The organism is Cupriavidus nantongensis (genome assembly GCF_041726985.1).
Taxonomy (GTDB): domain Bacteria; phylum Pseudomonadota; class Gammaproteobacteria; order Burkholderiales; family Burkholderiaceae; genus Cupriavidus; species Cupriavidus nantongensis_A.
The window spans coordinates 2501297-2521142 of record NZ_CP168303.1 but is presented as its reverse complement, the minus strand read 5'-3'; the positions used below and the strand labels follow the sequence as shown (position 1 = coordinate 2521142).

Annotated in this window: 21 protein-coding genes, 1 tRNA gene and 1 riboswitch; of the genes, 14 read left to right on the top strand and 8 right to left on the bottom strand. The window is 68.1% G+C overall.

The window, feature by feature from the left end; all coding sequences use genetic code 11:
* Positions 1-113: 113 nt before the first annotated feature.
* A riboswitch (ZMP/ZTP riboswitch) is annotated at positions 114-239 on the bottom strand.
* Positions 240-404: 165 nt separating this feature from the next.
* The 11 genes from ybgC (at position 405) to ACEI37_RS22825 (ending at position 11106) form a co-directional block, all read left to right on the top strand.
* A complete protein-coding gene (gene ybgC, locus ACEI37_RS22875) occupies positions 405-809 on the top strand; it encodes a tol-pal system-associated acyl-CoA thioesterase (protein ID WP_373378274.1) in 405 nt (134 codons plus the stop codon).
* Positions 806-1489 carry a protein TolQ gene (gene tolQ / locus ACEI37_RS22870; protein WP_012353556.1) on the top strand — a complete coding sequence of 228 codons (684 nt, stop codon included), beginning with the start codon at positions 806-808 and terminating at the stop codon, positions 1487-1489. Before ybgC ends, tolQ begins: the two co-directional genes overlap by 4 nt.
* A 61-nt stretch (positions 1490-1550) precedes the next feature.
* On the top strand, positions 1551-1994 hold the full coding sequence (tolR, locus tag ACEI37_RS22865) for a protein TolR (RefSeq protein ID WP_373378273.1): 444 nt from the start codon (positions 1551-1553) through the stop codon (positions 1992-1994).
* Between the two features lie 36 nt (positions 1995-2030).
* Positions 2031-3065 carry a cell envelope integrity protein TolA gene (gene tolA / locus ACEI37_RS22860; RefSeq protein WP_373378272.1) on the top strand — a complete coding sequence of 345 codons (1035 nt, stop codon included), beginning with the start codon at positions 2031-2033 and terminating at the stop codon, positions 3063-3065.
* 226 nt (positions 3066-3291) lie between these two features.
* A complete protein-coding gene (tolB, locus tag ACEI37_RS22855; protein ID WP_111519460.1) occupies positions 3292-4665 on the top strand; it encodes a Tol-Pal system beta propeller repeat protein TolB in 1374 nt (457 codons plus the stop codon).
* Positions 4666-4680: 15 nt separating this feature from the next.
* On the top strand, positions 4681-5193 hold the full coding sequence (gene pal / locus ACEI37_RS22850; RefSeq protein WP_111519461.1) for a peptidoglycan-associated lipoprotein Pal: 513 nt from the start codon (positions 4681-4683) through the stop codon (positions 5191-5193).
* Positions 5194-5208: 15 nt separating this feature from the next.
* Positions 5209-5967, top strand: a complete 759-nt coding sequence (ybgF, locus tag ACEI37_RS22845; RefSeq protein ID WP_373378271.1) for a tol-pal system protein YbgF — start codon at positions 5209-5211, stop codon at positions 5965-5967.
* A 120-nt stretch (positions 5968-6087) separates the two neighbouring features.
* The gene (gene queC, locus ACEI37_RS22840; RefSeq protein WP_012353550.1) at positions 6088-6771 is read left to right on the top strand and encodes a 7-cyano-7-deazaguanine synthase QueC; all 684 of its coding nucleotides are present in this window, start codon (positions 6088-6090) and stop codon (positions 6769-6771) included.
* Positions 6772-6805: 34 nt separating this feature from the next.
* On the top strand, positions 6806-7921 hold the full coding sequence (locus ACEI37_RS22835; RefSeq protein ID WP_373378270.1) for a YeeE/YedE family protein: 1116 nt from the start codon (positions 6806-6808) through the stop codon (positions 7919-7921).
* A gap of 68 nt (positions 7922-7989) precedes the next feature.
* Positions 7990-8065: transfer RNA gene (locus ACEI37_RS22830), tRNA-Lys, on the top strand.
* Between the two features lie 233 nt (positions 8066-8298).
* A complete protein-coding gene (locus ACEI37_RS22825; protein WP_373378269.1) occupies positions 8299-11106 on the top strand; it encodes an EAL domain-containing protein in 2808 nt (935 codons plus the stop codon).
* Between the two features lie 13 nt (positions 11107-11119).
* On the opposite strand, the gene ACEI37_RS22820 is transcribed toward ACEI37_RS22825, so the two are convergent.
* The 3 genes from ACEI37_RS22820 to ACEI37_RS22810 all read right to left on the bottom strand — a co-directional run bounded on the left by ACEI37_RS22820 (position 11120) and on the right by ACEI37_RS22810 (position 12553).
* Entirely contained in the window at positions 11120-11626 is a 507-nt protein-coding gene (locus ACEI37_RS22820; protein WP_373378268.1) for a DUF3318 domain-containing protein, read from the bottom strand.
* Positions 11623-12003, bottom strand: coding sequence for a phage holin family protein (locus tag ACEI37_RS22815; RefSeq protein ID WP_373378267.1), 381 nt, complete (start codon positions 12001-12003; stop codon positions 11623-11625). Before ACEI37_RS22815 ends, ACEI37_RS22820 begins: the two co-directional genes overlap by 4 nt.
* Before the next feature lie 223 nt (positions 12004-12226).
* Positions 12227-12553, bottom strand: coding sequence for a YqjD family protein (locus ACEI37_RS22810; protein WP_010813729.1), 327 nt, complete (start codon positions 12551-12553; stop codon positions 12227-12229).
* A gap of 276 nt (positions 12554-12829) precedes the next feature.
* Here ACEI37_RS22810 and ACEI37_RS22805 point away from each other — a divergent pair, with 276 nt between their 5' ends.
* On the top strand, positions 12830-13468 hold the full coding sequence (locus ACEI37_RS22805; RefSeq protein ID WP_373378266.1) for a peroxiredoxin: 639 nt from the start codon (positions 12830-12832) through the stop codon (positions 13466-13468).
* A 121-nt stretch (positions 13469-13589) separates the two neighbouring features.
* Here ACEI37_RS22805 and ACEI37_RS22800 read toward each other — a convergent pair whose 3' ends face one another.
* Positions 13590-14783, bottom strand: coding sequence for an acyl-CoA dehydrogenase (locus ACEI37_RS22800; RefSeq protein ID WP_112774479.1), 1194 nt, complete (start codon positions 14781-14783; stop codon positions 13590-13592).
* A 260-nt stretch (positions 14784-15043) separates the two neighbouring features.
* Between ACEI37_RS22800 and ACEI37_RS22795 the strand changes: the two genes are divergently transcribed.
* Positions 15044-15862 carry an IclR family transcriptional regulator gene (locus ACEI37_RS22795; protein ID WP_373378265.1) on the top strand — a complete coding sequence of 273 codons (819 nt, stop codon included), beginning with the start codon at positions 15044-15046 and terminating at the stop codon, positions 15860-15862.
* Positions 15863-15911: 49 nt separating this feature from the next.
* On the opposite strand, the gene kynA is transcribed toward ACEI37_RS22795, so the two are convergent.
* The 3 genes from kynA to kynB are packed head-to-tail and all read right to left on the bottom strand — an operon-like array spanning position 15912 to position 18747.
* Positions 15912-16790 carry a tryptophan 2,3-dioxygenase gene (gene kynA, locus ACEI37_RS22790; RefSeq protein ID WP_092306934.1) on the bottom strand — a complete coding sequence of 293 codons (879 nt, stop codon included), beginning with the start codon at positions 16788-16790 and terminating at the stop codon, positions 15912-15914.
* A gap of 12 nt (positions 16791-16802) precedes the next feature.
* Entirely contained in the window at positions 16803-18059 is a 1257-nt protein-coding gene (gene kynU / locus ACEI37_RS22785) for a kynureninase (protein ID WP_373378264.1), read from the bottom strand.
* Positions 18060-18096: 37 nt separating this feature from the next.
* Positions 18097-18747: an arylformamidase gene (gene kynB / locus ACEI37_RS22780; protein WP_373378263.1), complete on the bottom strand. Its 651-nt coding sequence runs from the start codon at positions 18745-18747 to the stop codon at positions 18097-18099.
* Between the two features lie 158 nt (positions 18748-18905).
* Here kynB and ACEI37_RS22775 point away from each other — a divergent pair, with 158 nt between their 5' ends.
* Entirely contained in the window at positions 18906-19385 is a 480-nt protein-coding gene (locus ACEI37_RS22775) for an Lrp/AsnC family transcriptional regulator (protein ID WP_265921394.1), read from the top strand.
* Here the strand turns inward: ACEI37_RS22775 and ACEI37_RS22770 are convergent.
* Positions 19382-19840: a MarR family winged helix-turn-helix transcriptional regulator gene (locus tag ACEI37_RS22770; protein WP_373378262.1), complete on the bottom strand. Its 459-nt coding sequence runs from the start codon at positions 19838-19840 to the stop codon at positions 19382-19384. The genes ACEI37_RS22775 and ACEI37_RS22770 overlap by 4 nt on opposite strands.
* Between the last annotated feature and the right edge of the window lie 6 nt (positions 19841-19846).

Below are 19846 nucleotides of genomic sequence, written 5' to 3'. Positions count from 1 at the left end.
CTGAAAAAAGGGAATCCGATGCAGGCATCGGGGGTAGGGCGCGCGGGGAAGGCTAGCGGCGACCGGCGTCGGCGGCGGGTTGGGCCGTCGGCGCAGGGCGCACCCTGCTTCCCATTCGCTGCCCAGGCGAGCGGCAGGCATGACTCGCGTCAACGCCATGGCGTTTGGAAACTTCACGCCAGAGAACTTGCGCTTCCTCGTGGTAGTGCCCACTGACTTCGCCAGTCGCGCAAGATGGAATGGTTGCGCGCAGTGTAGCGCGAGGCGGCCGCCCGCCGCAAGCCGTGGACCCGCCAGCCAAGCGCTGGCAAGGGCTGGCGCGGGCCTGGCCAGCAACTTGCTGTTGCAAAGTCGTCCTGCGGGTTTACACGAAACGGGTATCGCTCTCCGTTACAATCGCGGCCATGCCAAACTTTGTCTGGACCCTGCGGGTGTACTGGGAAGACACCGATGCAGGCGGCGTGGTGTTCTACGCCAACTACCTCAAGTTCTTCGAGCGCGCCCGCACCGAGTGGCTGCGCTCGCTCGGCATCGAACAGCAGGCGCTCGCCGACGAGGCGGGCGTGGTCTTCATCGTCCGCAGCACGGCGGTGGACTACAATGCGCCCGCCCGGCTGGACGACCAGCTTGAGATCCGCACGCGCATCGACCGGGTCGGCCCGGCTTCGGTGCAGTTCACCCAGGAAGCCTGGCGTGGTGAGCTGATGCTCGCGACCGGCGCGATCCGCGTTGGCTGCGTCGACAAAAGCACTTTCCGTCCCGCCCCGATCCCCGACCCCGTTCTAGCCACCATCAAGTCAGCACGATGAATCCCGTGACCGTCACGCAAGACATGTCGATCGTAACGCTGGTGCTCCACGCCAGCGTGCTGGCACAGGCCGTCATGGCGCTGTTGCTCGTCATGTCGCTGTTTTCGTGGACCTATATCTTCCGCAAGCACCTGGCGGTGCGATCGGCGCGCACCCAGACCGAAGGCTTCGAGCGCGACTTCTGGGCCGGCGGCGACCTGCAGGCGCTCTATAACAGTGCCGTCAACAATCGCCACAACACCGGTGCGCTGGAACGGATCTTCGAATCCGGCATGGGCGAGTTCCTGAAGGCGCGCGAACGCGGCAACGAGGCCGGCGCGCTGCTCGACGCCGCCCGCCGCGCCATGCGCGCGGCCTACCAGCGCGAGATGGACGTGCTGGAATCGCATTTGCCGTTCCTGGCTTCGGTCGGTTCGGTGAGCCCGTATATCGGCCTGTTCGGCACGGTGTGGGGGATCATGAACGCGTTCCGCGGGCTGTCGAACGTGCAGCAGGCGACGCTCGCATCGGTGGCGCCCGGCATCGCCGAAGCGCTGGTGGCGACTGCAATCGGCCTGTTCGCGGCGATTCCGGCGGTGATCGCCTACAACCGCTATGCCACCGAAATCGATCGCCTGGCGATCCGGTTCGAGAGCTTCATGGAAGAGTTCCTGAACATCCTGCAGCGGCAGACCCGTTAACCGTATTCCCTATCAACGGTCCGGGCGATGAGCCCGGGCCGGCGTTTCCAGGAGTCCTGCAATGGCAGCCATTCAGCGCCGCGGCGGCTCGCGCCGCCGGGCCAGCGCCGAGATCAACGTCGTGCCGTATATCGACGTCATGCTCGTGCTGCTGGTCATCTTCATGGTGGCCGCGCCGATCGTCAGCCCCGCCACCGTCGACCTGCCCACCGTGGCCAATGCCACGCCGCAGCAGAAGGCGCCCCCGATCGTCGTCACCGTGCATGAAGACGGCCAGCTCACCGCGCGCGGCAAGGACAGCGCCGGCAATGCCTTCGAACGCAAGCTCGACAAGCAGGGCCTGCTGGACTTCGTCCACCAGCGCCAGAACGAGAACCCGGACCAGCCGGTGGTGATTGCCGCCGACCGCGCGGTCAAGTACGAGGCGGTGCTGGACGTGATGTCGGTCCTGAAAGCCGACGGCGTCAAGCGCGTTGGCCTGATGGTCAAGTCCAAGACCTCCTGACGTATTGAAGCCCCTATCCGATTGCCGTTGCGCTTGATGACGACCGCCGCCGCCTATCCCTACCAGCCGGTCAAGGAGCGGGGAACCCTGCGTTCCTTCCTGCTCGCGCTGCTCATGCACCTGCTGCTGGCCGTGGTGCTGTATTACGGCGTGAGCTGGCAGAGCAGCACCCCGGTCGGGGCCGAGGCCGAACTGTGGGAGGAGATTCCCGCCGCCACCGCGCCCCCGCCGCCGCGGCCGCAGCCGGAGCCCGAGCCGGTGGTGCAGCCGCGTCCGGCGCCGCCGCCGCCCCAGGTGAAGAGCAAGGTCGAGGACGACGCCGATATCGCGCTGGAGCAGAAGAAGCGCCGCGCCGAGGCGGCCGCGCGCGAAGAAGCCGAGCGCAAGGAAGCGGCCCGCAAGGAGGCCGAGCGCAAGGAAGAGGCGCGCAAGGAAGCGCTGCGCAAGGAGGCCGACCGCAAGGAAGCCGATCGGCGCGAGGCCGAGCGCAAGGAAGCGCAGCGCAAGGAAGACGCGAAGAAGAAGGCCGCGCAGCAGGAGCAGGAGCGCAAGGAACAGGCCGAGCGCGAGCGCAAGGAAGCCGCCGAGGCCAAGGCCAAGGCCCAGGCCGACGCCAAGGCGAAAGCCCAGGCCGATGCCAAGGCCAAGGCGGATGCCGACGCCAAGGCCAAGCGCGAAGCCGCCGCCAACGCCCAGCGCAAGAGCGAGCTGGCGCGCCTGCAGGCGCTGGCCGGCGGCTCCGGGGCCGGCGGTGGCGGGGTCGGCAATGCGGCCGGCGCCGGTGCCGGCGGTGGCGGCAAGGCTTCGCCCGGCTATGCCGACCGCGTGCGGCGCCGCGTCAAGCCGAATATCGTCTTTACCGAGGACGTGCCGGGCAACCCGACCGCGGTGGTCTCGGTGCAGCTGGCGCCGGACGGTTCGCTGCTGTCGGCGCGGCTGTCCAAGTCCAGCGGCAACTCCGGCTGGGACAATGCCGTGCTGCGCGCGGTCGAGCGCTCCGATCCGCTGCCGCGCGACGAGAACGGCAAGGCGCCGGCCAGCTTCACCATTACCTTCCGGCCGAAGGACTGAGTGGGACCGGGTGAACGGTACGGCATGATTTGCAACATAATGCAACCTTCATCGTCGGGTTCCGGTCCCAGCGCTAGCATGACAGGTTGCCTGACGCAGCCGACGGTGCGGTATGCACACGGAGGGGGCATGCGCCACGCGCTGCCATGCCGCATTTGCCCGTGTTGACGATTGCCCGTCGTGCCCGACGGTGCCCGACGAAACTTGAAATCGACTGAGGAGCAGCATGCGAAAGCTTTGGGCCCCCAACTGGCTGTCCGCGAGGCGGCACAACGCAGATTCCCCCGCATCCCGAGGTGCGAGCCGGCCGATGCCGCTGGCCGGCCGGCGCGCGCTGATGGCGTGGCTGGCTGCGGCCATGACCATGGCCGCCGGCGCCGCGCACGCGCAGCTCAACGTTGAGATCTCCGGGGTGGGCGCGAGCCAGTTCCCGGTGGCCACCGCCAACTTCCAGGGCGAGGCCCAGGCCCCGCAAAACCTGACCGCGATCATCCGTTCGGACCTGGCCCGCAGCGGCCGTTTCCGCAACGTCGATCCGGGCGGCGCCACCGTGGCCGAGTCCGCCAATGTCGACCTGGGCAGCTGGAAGGCGCGCGGCGCCGATGCCTTCGTCGCCGGCAGCGTGACCCCGGCCGCGGGCGGCAAGTACGAAGTGCGCTTCCGCCTGTACGACACCGTCAAGGGCCAGAGCCTGGGTGGGCTGGCCTTCACCGTGAACCAGTCGCAGCTGCGCGTGACCGCGCACAAGATCGCCGACTACATCTATGAAAAGCTGCTGGGCGAGCGCGGCGTGTTTGCCACGCGCCTGTCCTACGTGTCGAAGGTGGGCGGCCGCTACCAGCTGCTGATCTCGGATTCGGACGGGCAGAACGCGCAGGTGGCGCTGACCAGCAACGAGCCCATCATCTCGCCGTCGTGGTCGCCGGACGGCGCGCGCGTGGCCTACGTCTCGTTCGAGGCAAAGAAACCGGTGGTCTACGTGCACGACCTGGCCAGCGGCAAGCGCACGCTGGTGTCGAACCAGAAGGGCAACAACAGCGCGCCGTCGTGGTCGCCGGACGGCCGCCACCTGGCGCTGGCGCTGTCGCGCGACGGCAATACCCAGATCTACCAGGTCAACGCCGACGGCTCGGGCATCCGCCGCCTGTCGCGCAGCAGCGCCATCGACACCGAACCGCAGTACTCGCCCGACGGCAAGAGCATCTATTTCACCAGCGACCGCGGCGGTGCGCCGCAGGTCTACCGCATGCCCGCCTCCGGCGAGGAGGGCGGCGGGGCGCAGCGCGTCACCTTCAAGGGCAGCTACAACGTGAGCCCGCGCATTTCGCCGGATGGCAAGTACCTGGCGTACATTTCGCGCGGGGGCGGCTTCAAGCTGCAGTTGCAGGACCTGACCAACGGCGACGTGACGTCGCTGACCGATACGGCCAACGACGAAGCGCCCAGCTTCGCCGCCAACGGCAAGTACATCCTTTATGCCACCCGCGTGGGCGGTCGCGCGGTGCTGGCGGCGGTGTCCACTGACGGGCGTACCCGGCAGGTTCTGTCCCTCCAGTCCGGCGATGTTCGCGAGCCGTCCTGGGGTCCTTTCATGCAATAACAGGAGTCAACCACCATGGCCCAACTGATGACCAAAACCCTTGCCGTCGCCGCGCTGCTGGCCCTTGGCGCCTGCAGCTCCGGCGTCAAGCTGGACGACACCGCCAACGCCGGCGCCGGCACGGCCGGCGCGGGCGCCGCCGATCCGCGCGCCGTTACCCCGGTGACCGCGGCCGATCCGCTCAACGACCCGAACAGCCCGCTGGCCAAGCGCAGCGTCTACTTCGACTTCGACAGCTACACCGTCAAGGCCGACTACCAGGGCATGCTGGGCGCGCACGCCAAGTACCTGGGCACCAACAAGGGCCGCAAGATCCTGATCCAGGGCAACACCGACGAACGCGGCACCAGCGAGTACAACCTGGCGCTGGGCCAGAAGCGCGCCGAAGCCGTGCGCCGCTCGCTGGCCTCGATGGGCGTGCCCGACGCGCAGATGGAAGCCGTCAGCCTGGGCAAGGAAAAGCCCAAGGCGACCGGCCACGATGAAGCCTCGTGGGCCGAGAACCGCCGCGCGGACATCAACTACTGATCTGGACCGCCTTCCATGAAAGCACGCGTTTCCACCCTGTTGTGGCTCGCCGCCGTGACCGGCGGCGGCATGCTGCCGCTGTCGCAGGCGCATGCCGGAGTGTTCGACGATGACGAGGCCCGCAAGGCCGTCATCAGCCTGCGCGACCAGTTCAACGGGTTCCAGGCGACCGCGACGCAGCGCATCGAGCAGAACAGCCGCAACCTGCTCGACATGCAGAACCAGCTCGAAGGCCTGCGCCAGGAAGTGGCGCGGCTGCGCGGTCAGAACGAAGTCCTGCAGAACACGGTGGACACGCTGCAGAAGCAGCAGAAGGACTACTACGCCGACCTCGATGCGCGCCTGAAGAAATTCGAGCCGCAGCAGGTCACGGTTGAAGGTCGCGAAGGCATCGCGCAGCCGGGCGAAAAGCCCGAATACGATGCCGCGCTCAAGCAGTTCCAGGCGGGCGATTTCAAGAGCGCGGGGAATTCGTTCTCGGCGTTCGTGAAAAAGTACCCGCAGAGCCCGTACCTGCCGCTGGCACAGTACTGGCTCGGCAACTCGCTGTACGCGCAGCGCGACTACAAGGGTTCCACCTTCGTGCTGCAGAACATGGTCAACGCCAACCCGACCCACCCCAAGGTGCCGGACGCGATGATCGCCATTGCCAACAACCAGCTCGAGTCCGGCCAGAAGGCGGCCGCGCGCAAGACGCTGGAGCAGGTGGTGGCGAAGTATCCCGGCACCGAGGGCGCGCAGGCGGCGAGCAACCGGCTCAAGACGCTGAAGTAAGCGCCGCCGGCGCCGTCCGCCACTGCAAGGCCCGCTTCGGCGGGCCTTTTTCGTTTGTCGCGCTAGAATATGCGATTCGCCTGAATGTTCTTGCGCGCCGCCCCCGGCGCGACCCGCACCATGACTCAACGCGCCATCGTCCTGCTGTCCGGCGGACTCGACTCCGCCACCGTACTTGCCATGGCCCGCGCCCAGGGCTTCGAGACCTATGCGCTGTCGATGCGCTACGGCCAGCGCCATTCCTCGGAACTGGAAGCCGCCAAGCGCGTGGCCGCGGCGCTGGGCGCCGTGCGCCACGAGATCGTCGACCTCGACCTGCGCCGCTTCGGCGGCTCGGCGCTGACCGATGACGCACTCGAGGTCCCCACCGATGGCGCCAGCGGCGGCATCCCCGTCACCTACGTGCCGGCGCGCAACACCATCATGCTGTCGCTGGCGCTCGGCTGGGCCGAGGCGGTGGGCGGGCGCGACCTGTTCTTCGGCGCCAACGCGGTCGACTATTCCGGTTACCCGGACTGCCGCCCGGAATACGTCGCCGCCTACGAGACCCTGGCCAACCTGGCCACCAAGGCCGGCGTCGAGGGCGACCGCTTCCGCGTGCATGCGCCCATCATCGACATGACCAAGGGCGAGATCATCCGCGCCGGCATCGCGCTGGGCGTCGACTACAGCCTGACGGTGTCGTGCTACCAGGCCGACGACGACGGCCGCGCCTGTGGCGTGTGCGATTCCTGCCGCATCCGCCGCGCCGGCTTCGAGGCTGCCGGCGTGCCCGATCCGACCCGCTACCAGGCCGCCGCCTGACTGATCCCGAGCCTGAGCCAGCCGTTCCCGCCCCATGCCTGAAATCGATCTTGCCGCGCTGTCGCGCTCGGTGCTGCTGAGCACCTTCGTCCTGACCTTCCTGTTCGGCGCGGTGCTGCAGCGCACGCACTTCTGCACCATGGGCGCGGTCTCGGACATCGTCAACATGGGCGACTGGAGCCGCATGCGCATGTGGGCGCTGGCGATCGGCGTGGCCATGATCGGCACCGGCGTGCTGGCCTGGAACGGCGCCATCGACCCGACCAAGACCATCTATGCCGCGAGCAAGCTGGCGTGGCTGTCGGCGCTGGCCGGCGGGCTGATGTTCGGCTTCGGCATGGTGCTGGCGTCGGGCTGCGGCAGCAAGACGCTGGTGCGGATCGGCGCGGGCAACCTGAAGTCGCTGGTGGTGTTCGTGTTCCTGGGGCTGTCGGCCTACATGACGCTGCGCGGCCTGTTCGGCGTGGTGCGCGTCAATACCGTCGACGCGGTGGCGCTGGCGCTGCCGACCACGCAGGACCTGCCGTCGGTGCTGGCGCAGGGCACCGGCGCGGCGCGCGGCGTGCTGCAGCTGGGCCTGGGCCTGGCGCTGGGCGGCGTGCTGGCGGCATGGGCGCTGGCGGGACGCGGCTTCCGCACCTTCGACAACCTGCTGGGCGGCATCGGCGTGGGCCTGATCATCGTGGCGATGTGGTACGTGTCCGGCCACCTCGGCTACGTTGCCGAAGACCCCAATACGCTGGAAGAGCTGTTCGTCTCGACCAACAGCGGCCGCATGGAAAGCCTGAGCTTCGTCGCGCCGTATGCCTACACGCTCGACTGGCTGATGATGTTCAGCGACAAGAGCAAGGTGCTGACCATCGGCATCGTCAGCGTGTTCGGCGTGATCGCCGGCGCGGCCGCGTATGCCCTGGCCACGCGCACCTTCCGCTGGGAAGGCTTCGGCAATGCCGAGGACGTCGCCAATCACATGGTCGGCGGCATCCTGATGGGCGCCGGCGGGGTCACCGCGCTGGGCTGCACGGTGGGGCAGGGACTGTCGGGCGTGTCGACGCTGGCGCTGGGCTCGTTCATTGCGCTGGCCGGCATCCTCGCCGGCGCGGTGCTGGCGTTCCGCTACCAGATGTGGCGCCTGGAACGCATGGTGTAAGCGCGCTGGCGCGCCATGCCCTTGACACATCGAGAATCGCGTCACTATAATCGCGGTTCTGTTTTTTCGGGTCGTTAGCTCAGTCGGTAGAGCAGCGGACTTTTAATCCGTTGGTCGCGTGTTCGAGTCACGCACGACCCACCAGCATGTCGAAGGGCCTGTGGCGCACGTCACAGGCCCTTTTTGCGTTTTTATCCGTGCGGCATGCCCCGATGGTAGGGGGTGCTTTAACTAGTTCGAGGTAGAGACGCACGCCCGGCCAGCGCAGCACAATGGGTCCAACCGCGGCGTGTGGACCGCGGGCCCTCGGAACGGCCGCGAGACACGGCCGCTCGAACAACCCTCGAACAAGACCTATGCGGCGAGCAGGCGTTTCCTTGCCGGCCAGCGGGCATGTGCTGCGCATCATCTGGCCGTTCGTACCGGTGGTGGTCGCGCTGGCGTTGTTCAGCATCGCCAGCCTCGACCTGCTGTCGGCCGCGCGCGCCTTTGTCGCGGGCGAGAGCCAGTGGTCCAAGGGCCAGAAGAACGCCGTGCTGCACCTGCTGCGCTACGGCGAGGACCGCGATCCGGCGGATTTCGACGCCTATCTGGCATCCATCGCCATCCCGTTCGGCGACCACCGCGCGCGCCTGGAACTGGACCGTCCCGACCCTGACCTGGAACGCGTGCACGAGGGCCTGCTAGCCGGCGGCAACCACCCCGAAGACATCCCGCGGATGGTGCGCCTGTACCGGAATTTCCGCCATATCCATGAGGTCGATGCCGCCATTCGCGTATGGGCGCAGGGCGATCTCGAGATCTTCGCCTTGCATGAGCAGGCGCTGGCGCTGCGGCGCCTGGCCAGCCAGCCCGGGTGCGACGACGCCTGCGTTGCGCCGGTGCTTCGCAACATCGCGCAGATCGACGCCAGGCTGACGCCGCTGGAGCGTGCCTTCTCGGGACATCTGGGCCAGGCCTCGCGCCGGGTCACGCAACTGCTCACCAACGGCAGCGCGGTGATGGCGGCGGCGCTGCTGATGTCGGCGATCCTGCTGTCGATGGGGCCGCTGCGGCGCGAGCGCCGGCTGCGCGAGGCGCTGGCGCAGCGTGAAGAGCAACTGCAGCTGGCGGTCGAGGGCAGCAACGACGGCTTGTGGGACTGGCACCTTGGCCGCGGCGAGCTGTATTTCTCGCCGCGCTGCGCGCAGATGCTGGGCTATCGCGCCGACGAGCTGCCGCATGCGCGCGAAACCGTGCTGGGCCTGCTGCATCCGTCCGAGCTGGCGGCGTTCGAGGCCAAGCTGGCGCACCACCTGCGCAGCGGCGAGCCCTACGACGCCGAATTCCGCCTGCGCAACCGCGCCGGCGACTACCTCTGGGTGCGCGCGCGCGGCCGGCTGGTGCGCGGCGCCGGGCGCCGGCGCGCGCGCATGGCGGGCTCGCTGACCGATATCTCCGACCACAAGCGCTACGAGACCCAGCTGTTCGCCGAAAAGGAGCGGGCCCAGGTCACGCTGCAGGCGATCGGCGACGCGGTGGTGACCGCCGATGTATGGGGCCGCGTGCAGTCGCTCAACCCCGCCGCCGAAGCGCTGACCGGATGGCGCGAAGCCGAGGCGCGCGGGCTGCCGCTGAATGAAGTGTGCGTGCTGCGCGACGAGGACAGCCTGGCGCCGCTGCCCGATATCGTGTCGCTGGCGCTGCGCCAGCGCTGGCACAGCCGCTCGGCGCAGCTGGTGCAGCGCGACGGCGCCGGCCAGCCCGGGCAGGCGCTGGCGGTCAAGCCGTCGGTGGCGCTGATCCGCGACCGCGCCGCGCAGGCCATCGGCGTGGTGGTGGTGCTGCACGACATCAGCCAGGAACGCGCGCATGCCGCGCGCCTGGCGTACGAGGCCAGCCATGACGCGCTGACCGGTCTGGTCAACCGCGCCGAGTTCGAGCGCCGGCTGGCCGCGGCGATCGAGCGAGCGCGCGCGCAAGGCACGCCCCACACCCTGATGTACCTGGACCTGGACCAGTTCAAGGTGGTCAACGATACCTGCGGCCATGCCGCCGGCGACGAGCTGATCCGGCAGATGGCCGAGATCATGCGCGGCCAGCTGCGCCGCAGCGACATGCTGGCGCGGCTGGGTGGCGACGAGTTCGGCGTGCTGCTGGAGCATTGCGGCGCCGCCGACGGGGAGCGCGTGGCCGAGGGCTTGCGCCACGCGATTGCGAGCTTCCGCTTTGCGCACCGGCAGCGCACCTTCGCGGTCGGGGTCAGCATCGGCCTGGTCACGCTGGACCGGCACACCGGCAGCGTGGCCGAGGCGCTGAGCGCGGCCGACGCGGCCTGCTACGTGGCCAAGGAGGGAGGGCGCAACCGCGTGCAGGTCTACCATCCGCTGGACAGCGTGGTGCAGGCGCGCCATGGCGAGATGGAGTGGGTAAGCCGCGTGCACGCGGCGCTGGCCGCCGGCCGCTTCTGCCTGTTCTCGCAGGAGATCGCGCCGGTGCAGCCGGCTACGTTGCCAGCTGCGGGGCGCCATGTGGAGCTGTTGCTGCGCATGGTCGACGAGCGCGGTCGGCTGGTGCCGCCGATGGCGTTCGTGCCGGCCTGCGAGCGCTACAACCTGATGCCGATGATCGACCGCTGGGTGGTCGAGACCGCGTTTGCCACGCTGGCGGGGCGCCAGGCCGAGATCGCGACCTGCGCGATCAATCTGTCAGGCTCGTCGCTGGCCGACCTCCAGTTCCCGGATTTCGTGCGCGAGCAGGCGCAGCGCTTCGGCATCGCGCTGGACGGCATCTGCTTCGAGATCACGGAGACCGCGGCCATTGCCAACCTGGCGCAGGCCGGCACGTTCATCATGCAATTGCAGCAGCTCGGCTGCCGCTTCGCGCTGGATGACTTCGGCGCCGGCATGTCGTCGTTCACGTACCTGAAGCACTTGCCCGCCGCTTACCTGAAGATCGACGGCAGTTTCGTGCGCGACATGCTGGCCGATCCGGTCAACCTGGTGATGGTCGAGGTGATCCAGCGCATCGGCCACGCCATGGGCAAGCAGACCATTGCGGAATTCGTCGAGAACGAGGCGATGCTCGCGCGCCTGCGCGAGCTGGGCGTGGACCTGGCGCAGGGTTATCACATTGCGCCGCCGGTGCCGTTCGCACCGGCCGCCCCGGAAGCCGGCGCGCGGCCGGCGCTGGCGCTGGCCGGCTGAGTCTGCAGGACCGTCAGGGGATCAGCGGGTCGCGGAAACCGGTGTCGGCGGCGGGCGGGGTGCCGGCCGGGGCCGGGGTCGGCACGTTGGCCGGCGGCACCGCCTGGCCCTTGGCATCGCGCCAGGTGTTGTACGCCCAGTACGCTGCGCCGGCGACCAGGCCGAGCTTGGACAGCTTCCAGCTCCAGCGCAGCACCGGCACGCGCTTGACCAGCGGCAACGCCAGCGTCACCGCGGTGCTGAGCATCGGGTAGTCCTTGGTCAGCCCGACCACCTTCATCCACGAGCCCGGCCGTGCGATCCGCGGCAGCCAGGCACTGACGGTGCCCAGGCGGTGCACGCCGCCGCGCACCGCGTGCAGCGCCTGCAGGCAATCGTGGCGCTCGAGGGCGGCGCGGGTCAGCAGCAGTTCCTTGCGCACCGCGAGCGGCAGGCGCACTTCCTGCGTGAACCGGGGCGCGCGCGGGTATTCGCCGCGGTCGCGTGCGGGCGTGCTGTCGTCAGGGTCGAGTGTGCTCATCGGCGCAGGATCTCCCGGTCTTTGTCGATTTCGGCGAGCGTGGCTTCCAGCATCGGCGGCGCGTTGCGCAGCACGTTGCGGGCGTACGCCAGGCAGATGGCGCACAGCACCAGGTAGAGCACCGTCAGCGCGCCCAGCGCCTGCCAGCGGTAGGTGTCCCAGAACAGGATCGCGATGAGGGCGGTCAACGTGACCAGGCCCAGCCCGAAGAACGCCAGCCCGAACAAGGCCAGCAGGGCGACCTTCAGCAAGCGTGTGCGCTCCTCGGCCAACTCCACGCTGGCAAGCTCCAGGCGCGTCTGCACCATCGCCACGAGCGAGCCGGCGAGGTTGCGCACGGCGTCGAGGAACTTGGGGGAAGGGGTGGCTTCGCTCATGCGGCTCCGGCGTGAAAGAGCGGTGCGCCGGCATGGCCGTACGCACCTATCCAACTAGCGGGGCCGGATGACGGCGCCGGGTTGTGTCGGCAACGACCGGTCGACCCTGACGGGCCAACCGCGACAGCGTTACCGGCACACCGGGCGCCCCGGCCATTGGCAACCCGCCCGGCGGGTTGCCGCGATGGCGCGGCCTTGGCGTGCCGCGCCGGCTTTGCAGCGCTTACTTGCGATTGAGCAGCAGACCGATCAGCAGGCCCACGCCGGCTGCCACGCCCACGGCGCGCCACGGGTGGTCGTGCACGTAGTCGTCGGTGGCGCGCGCGGCGGCCTTGCTCTTGGTTACGACGGCGTCTTGCAGGTCCTGGGCCTTTTCCTTGGCTTGCTTGAGCAGGCCCATGCCACGCTCGCGCAGTTCGGCGGCCTTTTCCCCGGTGGTCGAGGCGGCTTGCTTCAGCAGTTCCTCGGCGTCGGACAGAACGGTCTTGACATCGCTCATCAGTTTCTCCTGTTTGCGGGCGGTTGGTTCGGTTTGTGCGGATTCTGACATTTTCTACGCTCCGAGGCTAACGGCATTTGTCGGTCTGATACTTAGCATATGTGGCGACACGTCGCCCTTTCAAGGCAACGCGCCCGGAACAGGGGTCGCTGCAGGGTTGCTGCGGCGTCGGACGCTCAAGTATTGCCAGCATGCACGAAAGCGGGCGTGATGAATGTCAGAGAATGTCTATATGACTGCGAGTGATTTTGTAGTGACTTTATATTCGTTTGGGTTGGATATCAATCCAGTTACTCTGGTTCCACCGTGAAATCAGGAGAACAGAACATGGCGTTGCGTCTTGGCGATATCGCCCCGGACTTCGAGCAGGATTCCAGCGAAGGCCGCATCCGCTTCCATGCGTGGCTTGGCGACAGCTGGGGCGTGCTGTTCTCGCACCCGGCCGACTATACCCCGGTGTGCACCACCGAACTGGGCCTCACCGCCCGGCTGAAGGATGAATTCGCGCGCCGCGGCGTCAAGGCGATCGCGCTGTCGGTCGATACCGTCGACTCGCACCGCGGCTGGATCGCGGACATCAACGAGACCCAGGCGACCGAGGTCAACTTCCCGATCCTGGCAGACGCCGACCGCAAGGTGTCGCAGCTCTACGACATGATCCACCCGAACGCGAACGAGACCCTGACGGTGCGCTCGCTGTTCATCATCGACCCGAACAAGAAGGTGCGCCTGATCATCACCTATCCGGCCAGCACCGGGCGCAACTTCAACGAGGTGCTGCGCGTGATCGACTCGCTGCAGCTGACCGACAGCCACAGCGTGGCGACGCCGGGCAACTGGCAGGACGGCGACGACGTGGTGATCGTGCCGTCGCTGAAGGACGAAGCCGTGCTGCGCGAAAAATTTCCCAAGGGCTACCAGGCCGTGCGTCCGTACCTGCGCCTGACGCCCCAGCCCAACAAATGAACACGGCCCCGCCAGGGCGGGGCCGTGTGCAAGGCAGATGTTGTATCGACGGGGGCAGCCTCGTCGTCTCCTTGGTAGTGTGCTTGGCCCGGCTTCATCGCCGGGCTTTTTTATACGGCGATCAGAAGAAGGCCTGCAGACCGGTCTGGGCGCGGCCCAGGATCAGCGCGTGGATGTCGTGCGTGCCTTCGTAGGTGTTGACCACCTCCAGGTTGACCACGTGGCGGATCACGCCGAACTCGTCCGAGATGCCGTTGCCGCCCAGCATGTCGCGCGCCACGCGGGCGATGTCGAGCGACTTGCCGCACGAGTTGCGCTTCATGATCGAGGTGATCTCCACCGCGGCGGTGCCTTCGTCCTTCATGCGGCCCAGGCGCAGGCAGCCCTGCAGGCCCAGCGTGATCTCGGTCTGCATGTCAGCCAGCTTCTTCTGCACCAGCTGGGTCGCAGCCAGCGGGCGGCCGAACTGCTTGCGGTCCAGCGTGTACTGGCGCGCGGTGTGCCAGCAGAATTCGGCGGCGCCCAGCGCGCCCCAGGCGATGCCGTAGCGGGCCGAGTTCAGGCAGGTGAACGGACCCTTCAGGCCCTTCACGCCCGGCATGATGTTCTCTTCCGGCACGAACACCTGGTCGAGCACGATCTCGCCGGTGATCGAGGTGCGCAGGCCGACCTTGCCGTGGATGGCGGGGGCGCTCAGGCCCTTCCAGCCTTTTTCCAGGATAAAGCCGCGGATGTCTTCCTTGCCGTCTTCGCCTTGCAGCTTGGCCCAGACCACGAACACGTCGGCGATGGGCGAGTTGGTGATCCACATCTTGGCGCCGGTCAGCTCGTAGCCGCCGTCGACTTTCTTGGCGCGGGTGACCATCGAGCCCGGGTCGGAGCCGTGGTTCGGCTCGGTCAGGCCGAAGCAGCCGATCCACTCGCCGGTGGCCAGCTTGGGCAGGTACTTCTGCTTCTGCGCCTCGGTGCCGAATTCGTAGATGGGAACCATCACCAGCGACGACTGCACGCTCATCATCGAGCGGTAGCCCGAATCGACGCGCTCGACTTCACGCGCGATCAGACCGTAGCTGACGTAGTTGAGGCCCGGGCCGCCGTATTGCTCGGGGATGGTCGGGCCGAGCAGGCCCAGTTCGCCCATCTCGCGGAAGATCTCGATGTCGGTCTTCTCGTTGCGGAACGACTGCAGCACGCGCGGCATCAGCTTGTCCTGGCAGTACGCCGCGGCGGCGTCACGCACCATGCGCTCGTCGGCGCTCAGTTGCTGGTCGAGCAGCAGGGGGTCGGCCCAGTGGAATTCGGCGTTGGCAGCCATGCAGGTCTCCTTCGATAGCGCAGGAGGAAGCGCCGGGCGGGCGGCTGACGTGCCGCGGTCCGCGTCGGCGGATTCCGTGATTCGTAGAGGTTCGGTGATCGTGCGGAGGATTTTTTTACCGCATCCTGGAAGTTCCGCATTGCGGAACTGTGTTCCGTTGAATTAGTATATCGCAATGGTCTTGCCACGCAACCGGCAAAACCCTGAACCTCCGCGCCTTTGTGCGATGAACGGACAAGCGCCGACTGGAGCCGCGAACCTTGGCCAACCTGAACTCCGAACCGTCACTTTCCCCGGAACCTGCCCCGGGACCCGTGCGCGATAGCGACCCGAACTTCGTCACCGCGCTGGCACGAGGGCTTGAACTGCTGCGCTGCTTCCGCACCGGCGAGGCGATGCTGGGCAACCAGGAATTCGTGCGCCGCACCGGCTTTCCCAAGGCCACGGTAAGCCGGCTGGCGGGCACGCTGGTGCAGCTGGGCTACCTGCGCTATGACGAGAGCCTGGGCAAGTACGCGCTCGATGCCGGGGTGCTGGCGTTGGGCTACGCCTATCTGTCGGCGTCGGACGTGGTGTCGTTGGCGCGGCCGCACATGCTGGCGTTCGCGCAGTCGTACGGGGTCTCGGTGTCGCTCGGCAAGCGCGAGCGCATGGAGGTGATCTACCTGGAGTCGATCCGCAACGATGCCGGCGTGATGCTCGGGCTGGGCGTCGGCTCGCGGCTGTCGCTGGTGTCGAGTTCGATGGGGCGGGCCTACCTGGCCGCCTTGCCGGCGCCGCGCCGCGAGCGCGTGATGGCCGAGTTCAGCCAGGCCTTCCCGGAGCAATGGAAGCAGCAGGAGGCCGCCACCCGCGCCGCGCTGGCCGAGGCGCAGCAGCGCGGCTATGCCGCGTCGTTCCGCGACTGGCATCCGGCCATCCATGCCTGCGCGGTGGCGTTCCGGCCGGTGGGGGAGAAGGAGCTGCACATGCTGAGCTGCAGTGCTTCCTACGGGGCGGTGGACGAGTCGGTGTTCCACCAGACGCTGGCACCGGCGCTGCAGACGCTGGCGGCAAGATTGTCCGAGCCGGCGGGCTGAGGCAGGCCGCCGGCCGTACGGCGGTCCCTGCGCGCAGGGACAGTGTGGCTCACAGGTCGGTCCGCAACTTCCACAGTTCCGGAAACAGCACTACGTCCAGCATCTTGCGCAGATAGCTGACGCCCTCAGTACCGCCGGTGCCGCGCTTGAAGCCGATCACCCGCTCGACCGTGGTCACATGGCGGAAGCGCCATTGCCGGAACGCGTCTTCCAGGTCGACGAACTTCTCGCCCAGCTCATAGAGTTCCCAGTGCGCGCCGGGGTTGCGATAGACCTCCAGCCACGCCGCCTCGACCGAGGCGTTGTACGCGGTCGGCTGGGTCCAGTCGCGCTCGACGCAGTCGGCGTCGATGGCAAAGCCGCGCCGCGCCATCAGCCGGATCGCCTCGTCGTAGAGCGACGGCGTCTTCAGCGCGGCCTCGACCAGCGCCAGGTGTTCCGGCCGGTGCGCATGCGGCCTGAGCATGGCGGCGTTCTTGTTGCCCAGGATGAACTCGATCTCGCGGTACTGGTACGACTGGAAGCCCGACGACATGCCCAGGTAGGGCCGCATCGCCGAGTATTCCGGCGGCGTCATGGTGGCCAGCACGTTCCACGCCTGCACCAGCTGGTCCATGATGCGCGACACGCGCGTCAGCATCTTGAACGCCGGCGGCAGGCTGTCGCCCTTGACCGACTCGCGCGCGGCGCGCAGCTCGTGCAGCATCAGCTTCATCCACAGCTCGGTGGTCTGGTGCTGCACGATAAACAGCATCTCGTTGTGGTCCGGCGACAGCGGATGCTGCGCGCTCAGGATCTGGTCCAGGCCGAGGTAGTCGCCATAGCTCATGTCCCTGGCGAAATCCATCTGCGCGCCGTGCCAGCCTTCGCCTTGAGGGGTGGCTGCCGGCGCCGCGCCGGAGAAGGGGCATCCCTTGAATTCGCTCATGATGCGCTCCCGTCAGGTCACCTGGCCGCGCGTCTGGAAGCGCGCGTCGCGATAGGCGCCGCTGTCCAGCACGTCGCGCAGGATTTCCACAGCATCCCACACCTCGGCGAAGCTGGTGTAGAGCGGCGTGAAGCCGAAGCGGGCGATGCGCGGCTCGCGGTAGTCGCCGATCACGCCGCGCTCGATCAGGGCCTGCACCAGGGCATAGCCGTCCGGGTGCTCCAAGCTGACCTGGCTGCCGCGGCGCGCGTGCTCGCGCGGCGTCACCAGCGTCAGCGGGTGGTGGCCGCAGCGGGCTTCCACCAGCGCGATGAACAGGTCGGTCAGCTGCAGCGACTTGGCGCGCAGCGCCTGCATGTCGGTCTGCGCGAACACGTCCAGCCCGCACTCGACCATTGCCAGCGACGTGACCGGCTGCGTGCCGCACAGGAAGCGGCGCACGCCCTCGACCGGGCGGTACTGCGGATCCATCGCGAACGGCGCGGCATGGCCCCACCAGCCCGACAGCGGCTGCCAGAAGGCGTCACGCAGCGCCGGCGCGACCCAGACGAAGGCGGGCGAGCCCGGGCCGCCGTTCAGGTACTTGTAGGTGCAGCCGATGGCGTAGTCGGCCCCGGCCGCCTTCAGGTCGACCGGCACGGCGCCGGCCGAATGGCACAGGTCCCACACCGTCAGCGCGCCGCGGGCATGGGCCAGCTCGGTCAGACCGGCCATGTCGAGCATCTCGCCGGTCTTGTAGTTGACGTGGGTCAGCATCAGCACCGCGGTATCGGCGCCGACGGCGGCGTCGAGCTCGGCCGGCGAGTTCACCAGCCGCAGCGAGTAGCCCTGCTGCAGCAGGTCGGCCAGGCCCTGGGCGATATACAGGTCAGTCGGGAAATTGCTGGCCTCGGAGACGATCACCTTGCGCGCCGGGTCGCGCGTCTGCTGCACGCGCAGCGCCGCGGCCAGCACCTTGAACAGGTTGATCGAGGTGGTGTCGGTGACCACCACTTCATCCTGGCCGGCGCCCACCAGCGGCGCCAGCTTGTTGCCCAGGCGCTGCGGCAGGTCGAACCAGCCGGCGGTGTTCCAGCTGCGGATCAGGCCGTCGCCCCATTCCTCGGCCACCACCTGGGCGGCGCGCGCGGCGGCGGCGCGCGGGCGGGCGCCGAGCGAATTGCCGTCGAGGTAGATCACGCCCTGGGGCAGCGCGAACTGGTCGCGCAGCGGGCGCAGCGGGTCTTGCTGGTCGAGCCGGATACAGTGCTCGCGGTCAATGGTCGTCATGTCGTGGAGAAAGGCCAGGCGGGGTTCGGGAAAAACTTCAGTCGAGGCTGCGCAGCACGGCGCGCACCGGGCTGGCATCCAGCGCGGCAAAGCGCAGCGGTAGCGCGATCAGTTCATAGTCGCCGGCATCGACCTGGTCCAGCACGATGCCTTCCAGGATCGCCAGGCCATGGCGGCGCACGGCGTTGTGCGCGTCCATGGTCTTGGAGTCCTGCGGATCGAGCGAGGGCGTGTCGATGCCGACCAGCTGCACGCCGTGCCCGGCGAGCAGCGCGATGGTGTCGGGCGACACCGCGCAGAAGGCCGGGTCCCACTGCGCCAGCGGCGCCTGCCGGTAGGTGCGCAGCAGCACCCGCGGCGGCAGCGCCTCGAGCGCGTGCTCGACATGGTGCGGCTGCACCAGCGGCGCGGCGCCGATGCAGTGGATCACGCGGCAGGGGCCCAGGTACGGCGCCAGCGGCACGGCGCCGATCGGCGCGCCGTCGGCGGCGTAGTGCAGCGGCGCGTCCGCATGCGCGCCGGTGTGCGGCGACAGCGTGATGCGACCGACATTGACCGGGCAATGCGCGTCGATCTGCCAGGCCGGCTGCTGCTGGAACGGCGTATCGCCGGGCCACACCGGCGTGGCGGGCGACAGCGGCGGACTGATGTCCCACAGCCGGCGCGGGTCGGGATTGGGGGCGGTCATGGGTGTGCGCGGGGCCCTCTGCGGACGCCGTTTCTGTGTGCCTCGATGTCGGGAATCATAGTCAAAATCGGCGGCAACAGGCTTGCTAAATGGCCCGTCATCCGCGCTGTATTTCGCATAGAATGCGAAAAATTCCCGATTTATCGAAGGAAATTCGAATGAACCTCGATCCCACCGATCTGCGCATCCTGACCTGCCTGCAGGAGAACGGCCGCATCAGCAACCAAGACCTGGCCGACCGCGTGGCGCTGTCGCCGTCGGCGTGCCTGCGCCGGGTCCGGCTGCTGGAAGAGTCAGGGGTGATCGGCGGCTATCGCGCCTGGTTCGATGCCGAGCAACTGGGGCTGGAGCTGGAGGCGATCGTGCAGGTGTCGATGCGCCACGACGTCGAGGGCTGGCACGACACCTTCATCGCGGCGGTGCAGTCGTGGCCGGAGGTGCTGTCGGCGTACATCATCACCGGCGACAGCAACTACATCCTGCGCGTGCAGGCGCGCAACCTGAAACACTACTCGGACTTCATCGTCAACCGTCTGTACCGCACCCCGGGCGTGATGGATATCCGCTCGAATATCGTGCTGCAGCGGATCAAGGTAGACAGTTCGCCGCTGGCGATCCTGAAGGCCGCTGAAGCCTAGCGCTGCGTGTGCAGCGCGATCAGCTGGCGCAGGGTTTCCTTCAGCTGCGCGCCCTGGCGGGCGCCGAAGTCATCCAGCACCGCACGCTCGTGCTGCGCGGCGCGCTCGAGCAGCGGCTGCACCAGCGCCACGCCGCGCGGCGTGATCGAGACCAGCGCCTGGCGGCGGTCGGTCTTCCCGGCGCGGCGCCGGACCAGGCCATCGTGCGCCATGCGGTCGACCAGCTTGGTCAGCGTGGGCTGCTTGGTCAGCGTGATTTCCGCCAGCGCGCCGACGGTGCAGTCCGGGCGGTCGGCCAGCGTGGCCAGCACGCGCCATTCCTGCACCGACAGGCCGCTGGCCTCGACCTCGCGATGGAACTCGCCCGAGATCAGATGGCTGGCGCGGGCCAGCAGGTAGGCCAGGTAGCCGTCGACGAAGGGCTGGGGCGAAGGGACTGCCGGCAGGTCCGCCATGATGGC

Excerpts from the sequence above, each read along its gene's own strand:
- ybgC (WP_373378274.1), top strand. The coding sequence starts at position 405 with ATGCCAAACTTTGTCTGGACCCTGCGGGTGTACTGGGAAGACACCGAT.
- tolQ (WP_012353556.1), top strand. The coding sequence starts at position 806 with ATGAATCCCGTGACCGTCACGCAAGACATGTCGATCGTAACGCTGGTG.
- tolR (WP_373378273.1), top strand. The coding sequence starts at position 1,551 with ATGGCAGCCATTCAGCGCCGCGGCGGCTCGCGCCGCCGGGCCAGCGCC.
- tolA (WP_373378272.1), top strand. The coding sequence starts at position 2,031 with ATGACGACCGCCGCCGCCTATCCCTACCAGCCGGTCAAGGAGCGGGGA.
- tolB (WP_111519460.1), top strand. The coding sequence starts at position 3,292 with ATGCGAAAGCTTTGGGCCCCCAACTGGCTGTCCGCGAGGCGGCACAAC.
- pal (WP_111519461.1), top strand. The coding sequence starts at position 4,681 with ATGGCCCAACTGATGACCAAAACCCTTGCCGTCGCCGCGCTGCTGGCC.
- ybgF (WP_373378271.1), top strand. The coding sequence starts at position 5,209 with ATGAAAGCACGCGTTTCCACCCTGTTGTGGCTCGCCGCCGTGACCGGC.
- queC (WP_012353550.1), top strand. The coding sequence starts at position 6,088 with ATGACTCAACGCGCCATCGTCCTGCTGTCCGGCGGACTCGACTCCGCC.
- ACEI37_RS22835 (WP_373378270.1), top strand. The coding sequence starts at position 6,806 with ATGCCTGAAATCGATCTTGCCGCGCTGTCGCGCTCGGTGCTGCTGAGC.
- ACEI37_RS22820 (WP_373378268.1), bottom strand. The coding sequence starts at position 11,626 with ATGAGCACACTCGACCCTGACGACAGCACGCCCGCACGCGACCGCGGC.
- ACEI37_RS22815 (WP_373378267.1), bottom strand. The coding sequence starts at position 12,003 with ATGAGCGAAGCCACCCCTTCCCCCAAGTTCCTCGACGCCGTGCGCAAC.
- ACEI37_RS22810 (WP_010813729.1), bottom strand. The coding sequence starts at position 12,553 with ATGTCAGAATCCGCACAAACCGAACCAACCGCCCGCAAACAGGAGAAA.
- ACEI37_RS22805 (WP_373378266.1), top strand. The coding sequence starts at position 12,830 with ATGGCGTTGCGTCTTGGCGATATCGCCCCGGACTTCGAGCAGGATTCC.
- ACEI37_RS22800 (WP_112774479.1), bottom strand. The coding sequence starts at position 14,783 with ATGGCTGCCAACGCCGAATTCCACTGGGCCGACCCCCTGCTGCTCGAC.
- kynA (WP_092306934.1), bottom strand. The coding sequence starts at position 16,790 with ATGAGCGAATTCAAGGGATGCCCCTTCTCCGGCGCGGCGCCGGCAGCC.
- kynU (WP_373378264.1), bottom strand. The coding sequence starts at position 18,059 with ATGACGACCATTGACCGCGAGCACTGTATCCGGCTCGACCAGCAAGAC.
- kynB (WP_373378263.1), bottom strand. The coding sequence starts at position 18,747 with ATGACCGCCCCCAATCCCGACCCGCGCCGGCTGTGGGACATCAGTCCG.
- ACEI37_RS22775 (WP_265921394.1), top strand. The coding sequence starts at position 18,906 with ATGAACCTCGATCCCACCGATCTGCGCATCCTGACCTGCCTGCAGGAG.
- ACEI37_RS22770 (WP_373378262.1), bottom strand. The coding sequence starts at position 19,840 with ATGGCGGACCTGCCGGCAGTCCCTTCGCCCCAGCCCTTCGTCGACGGC.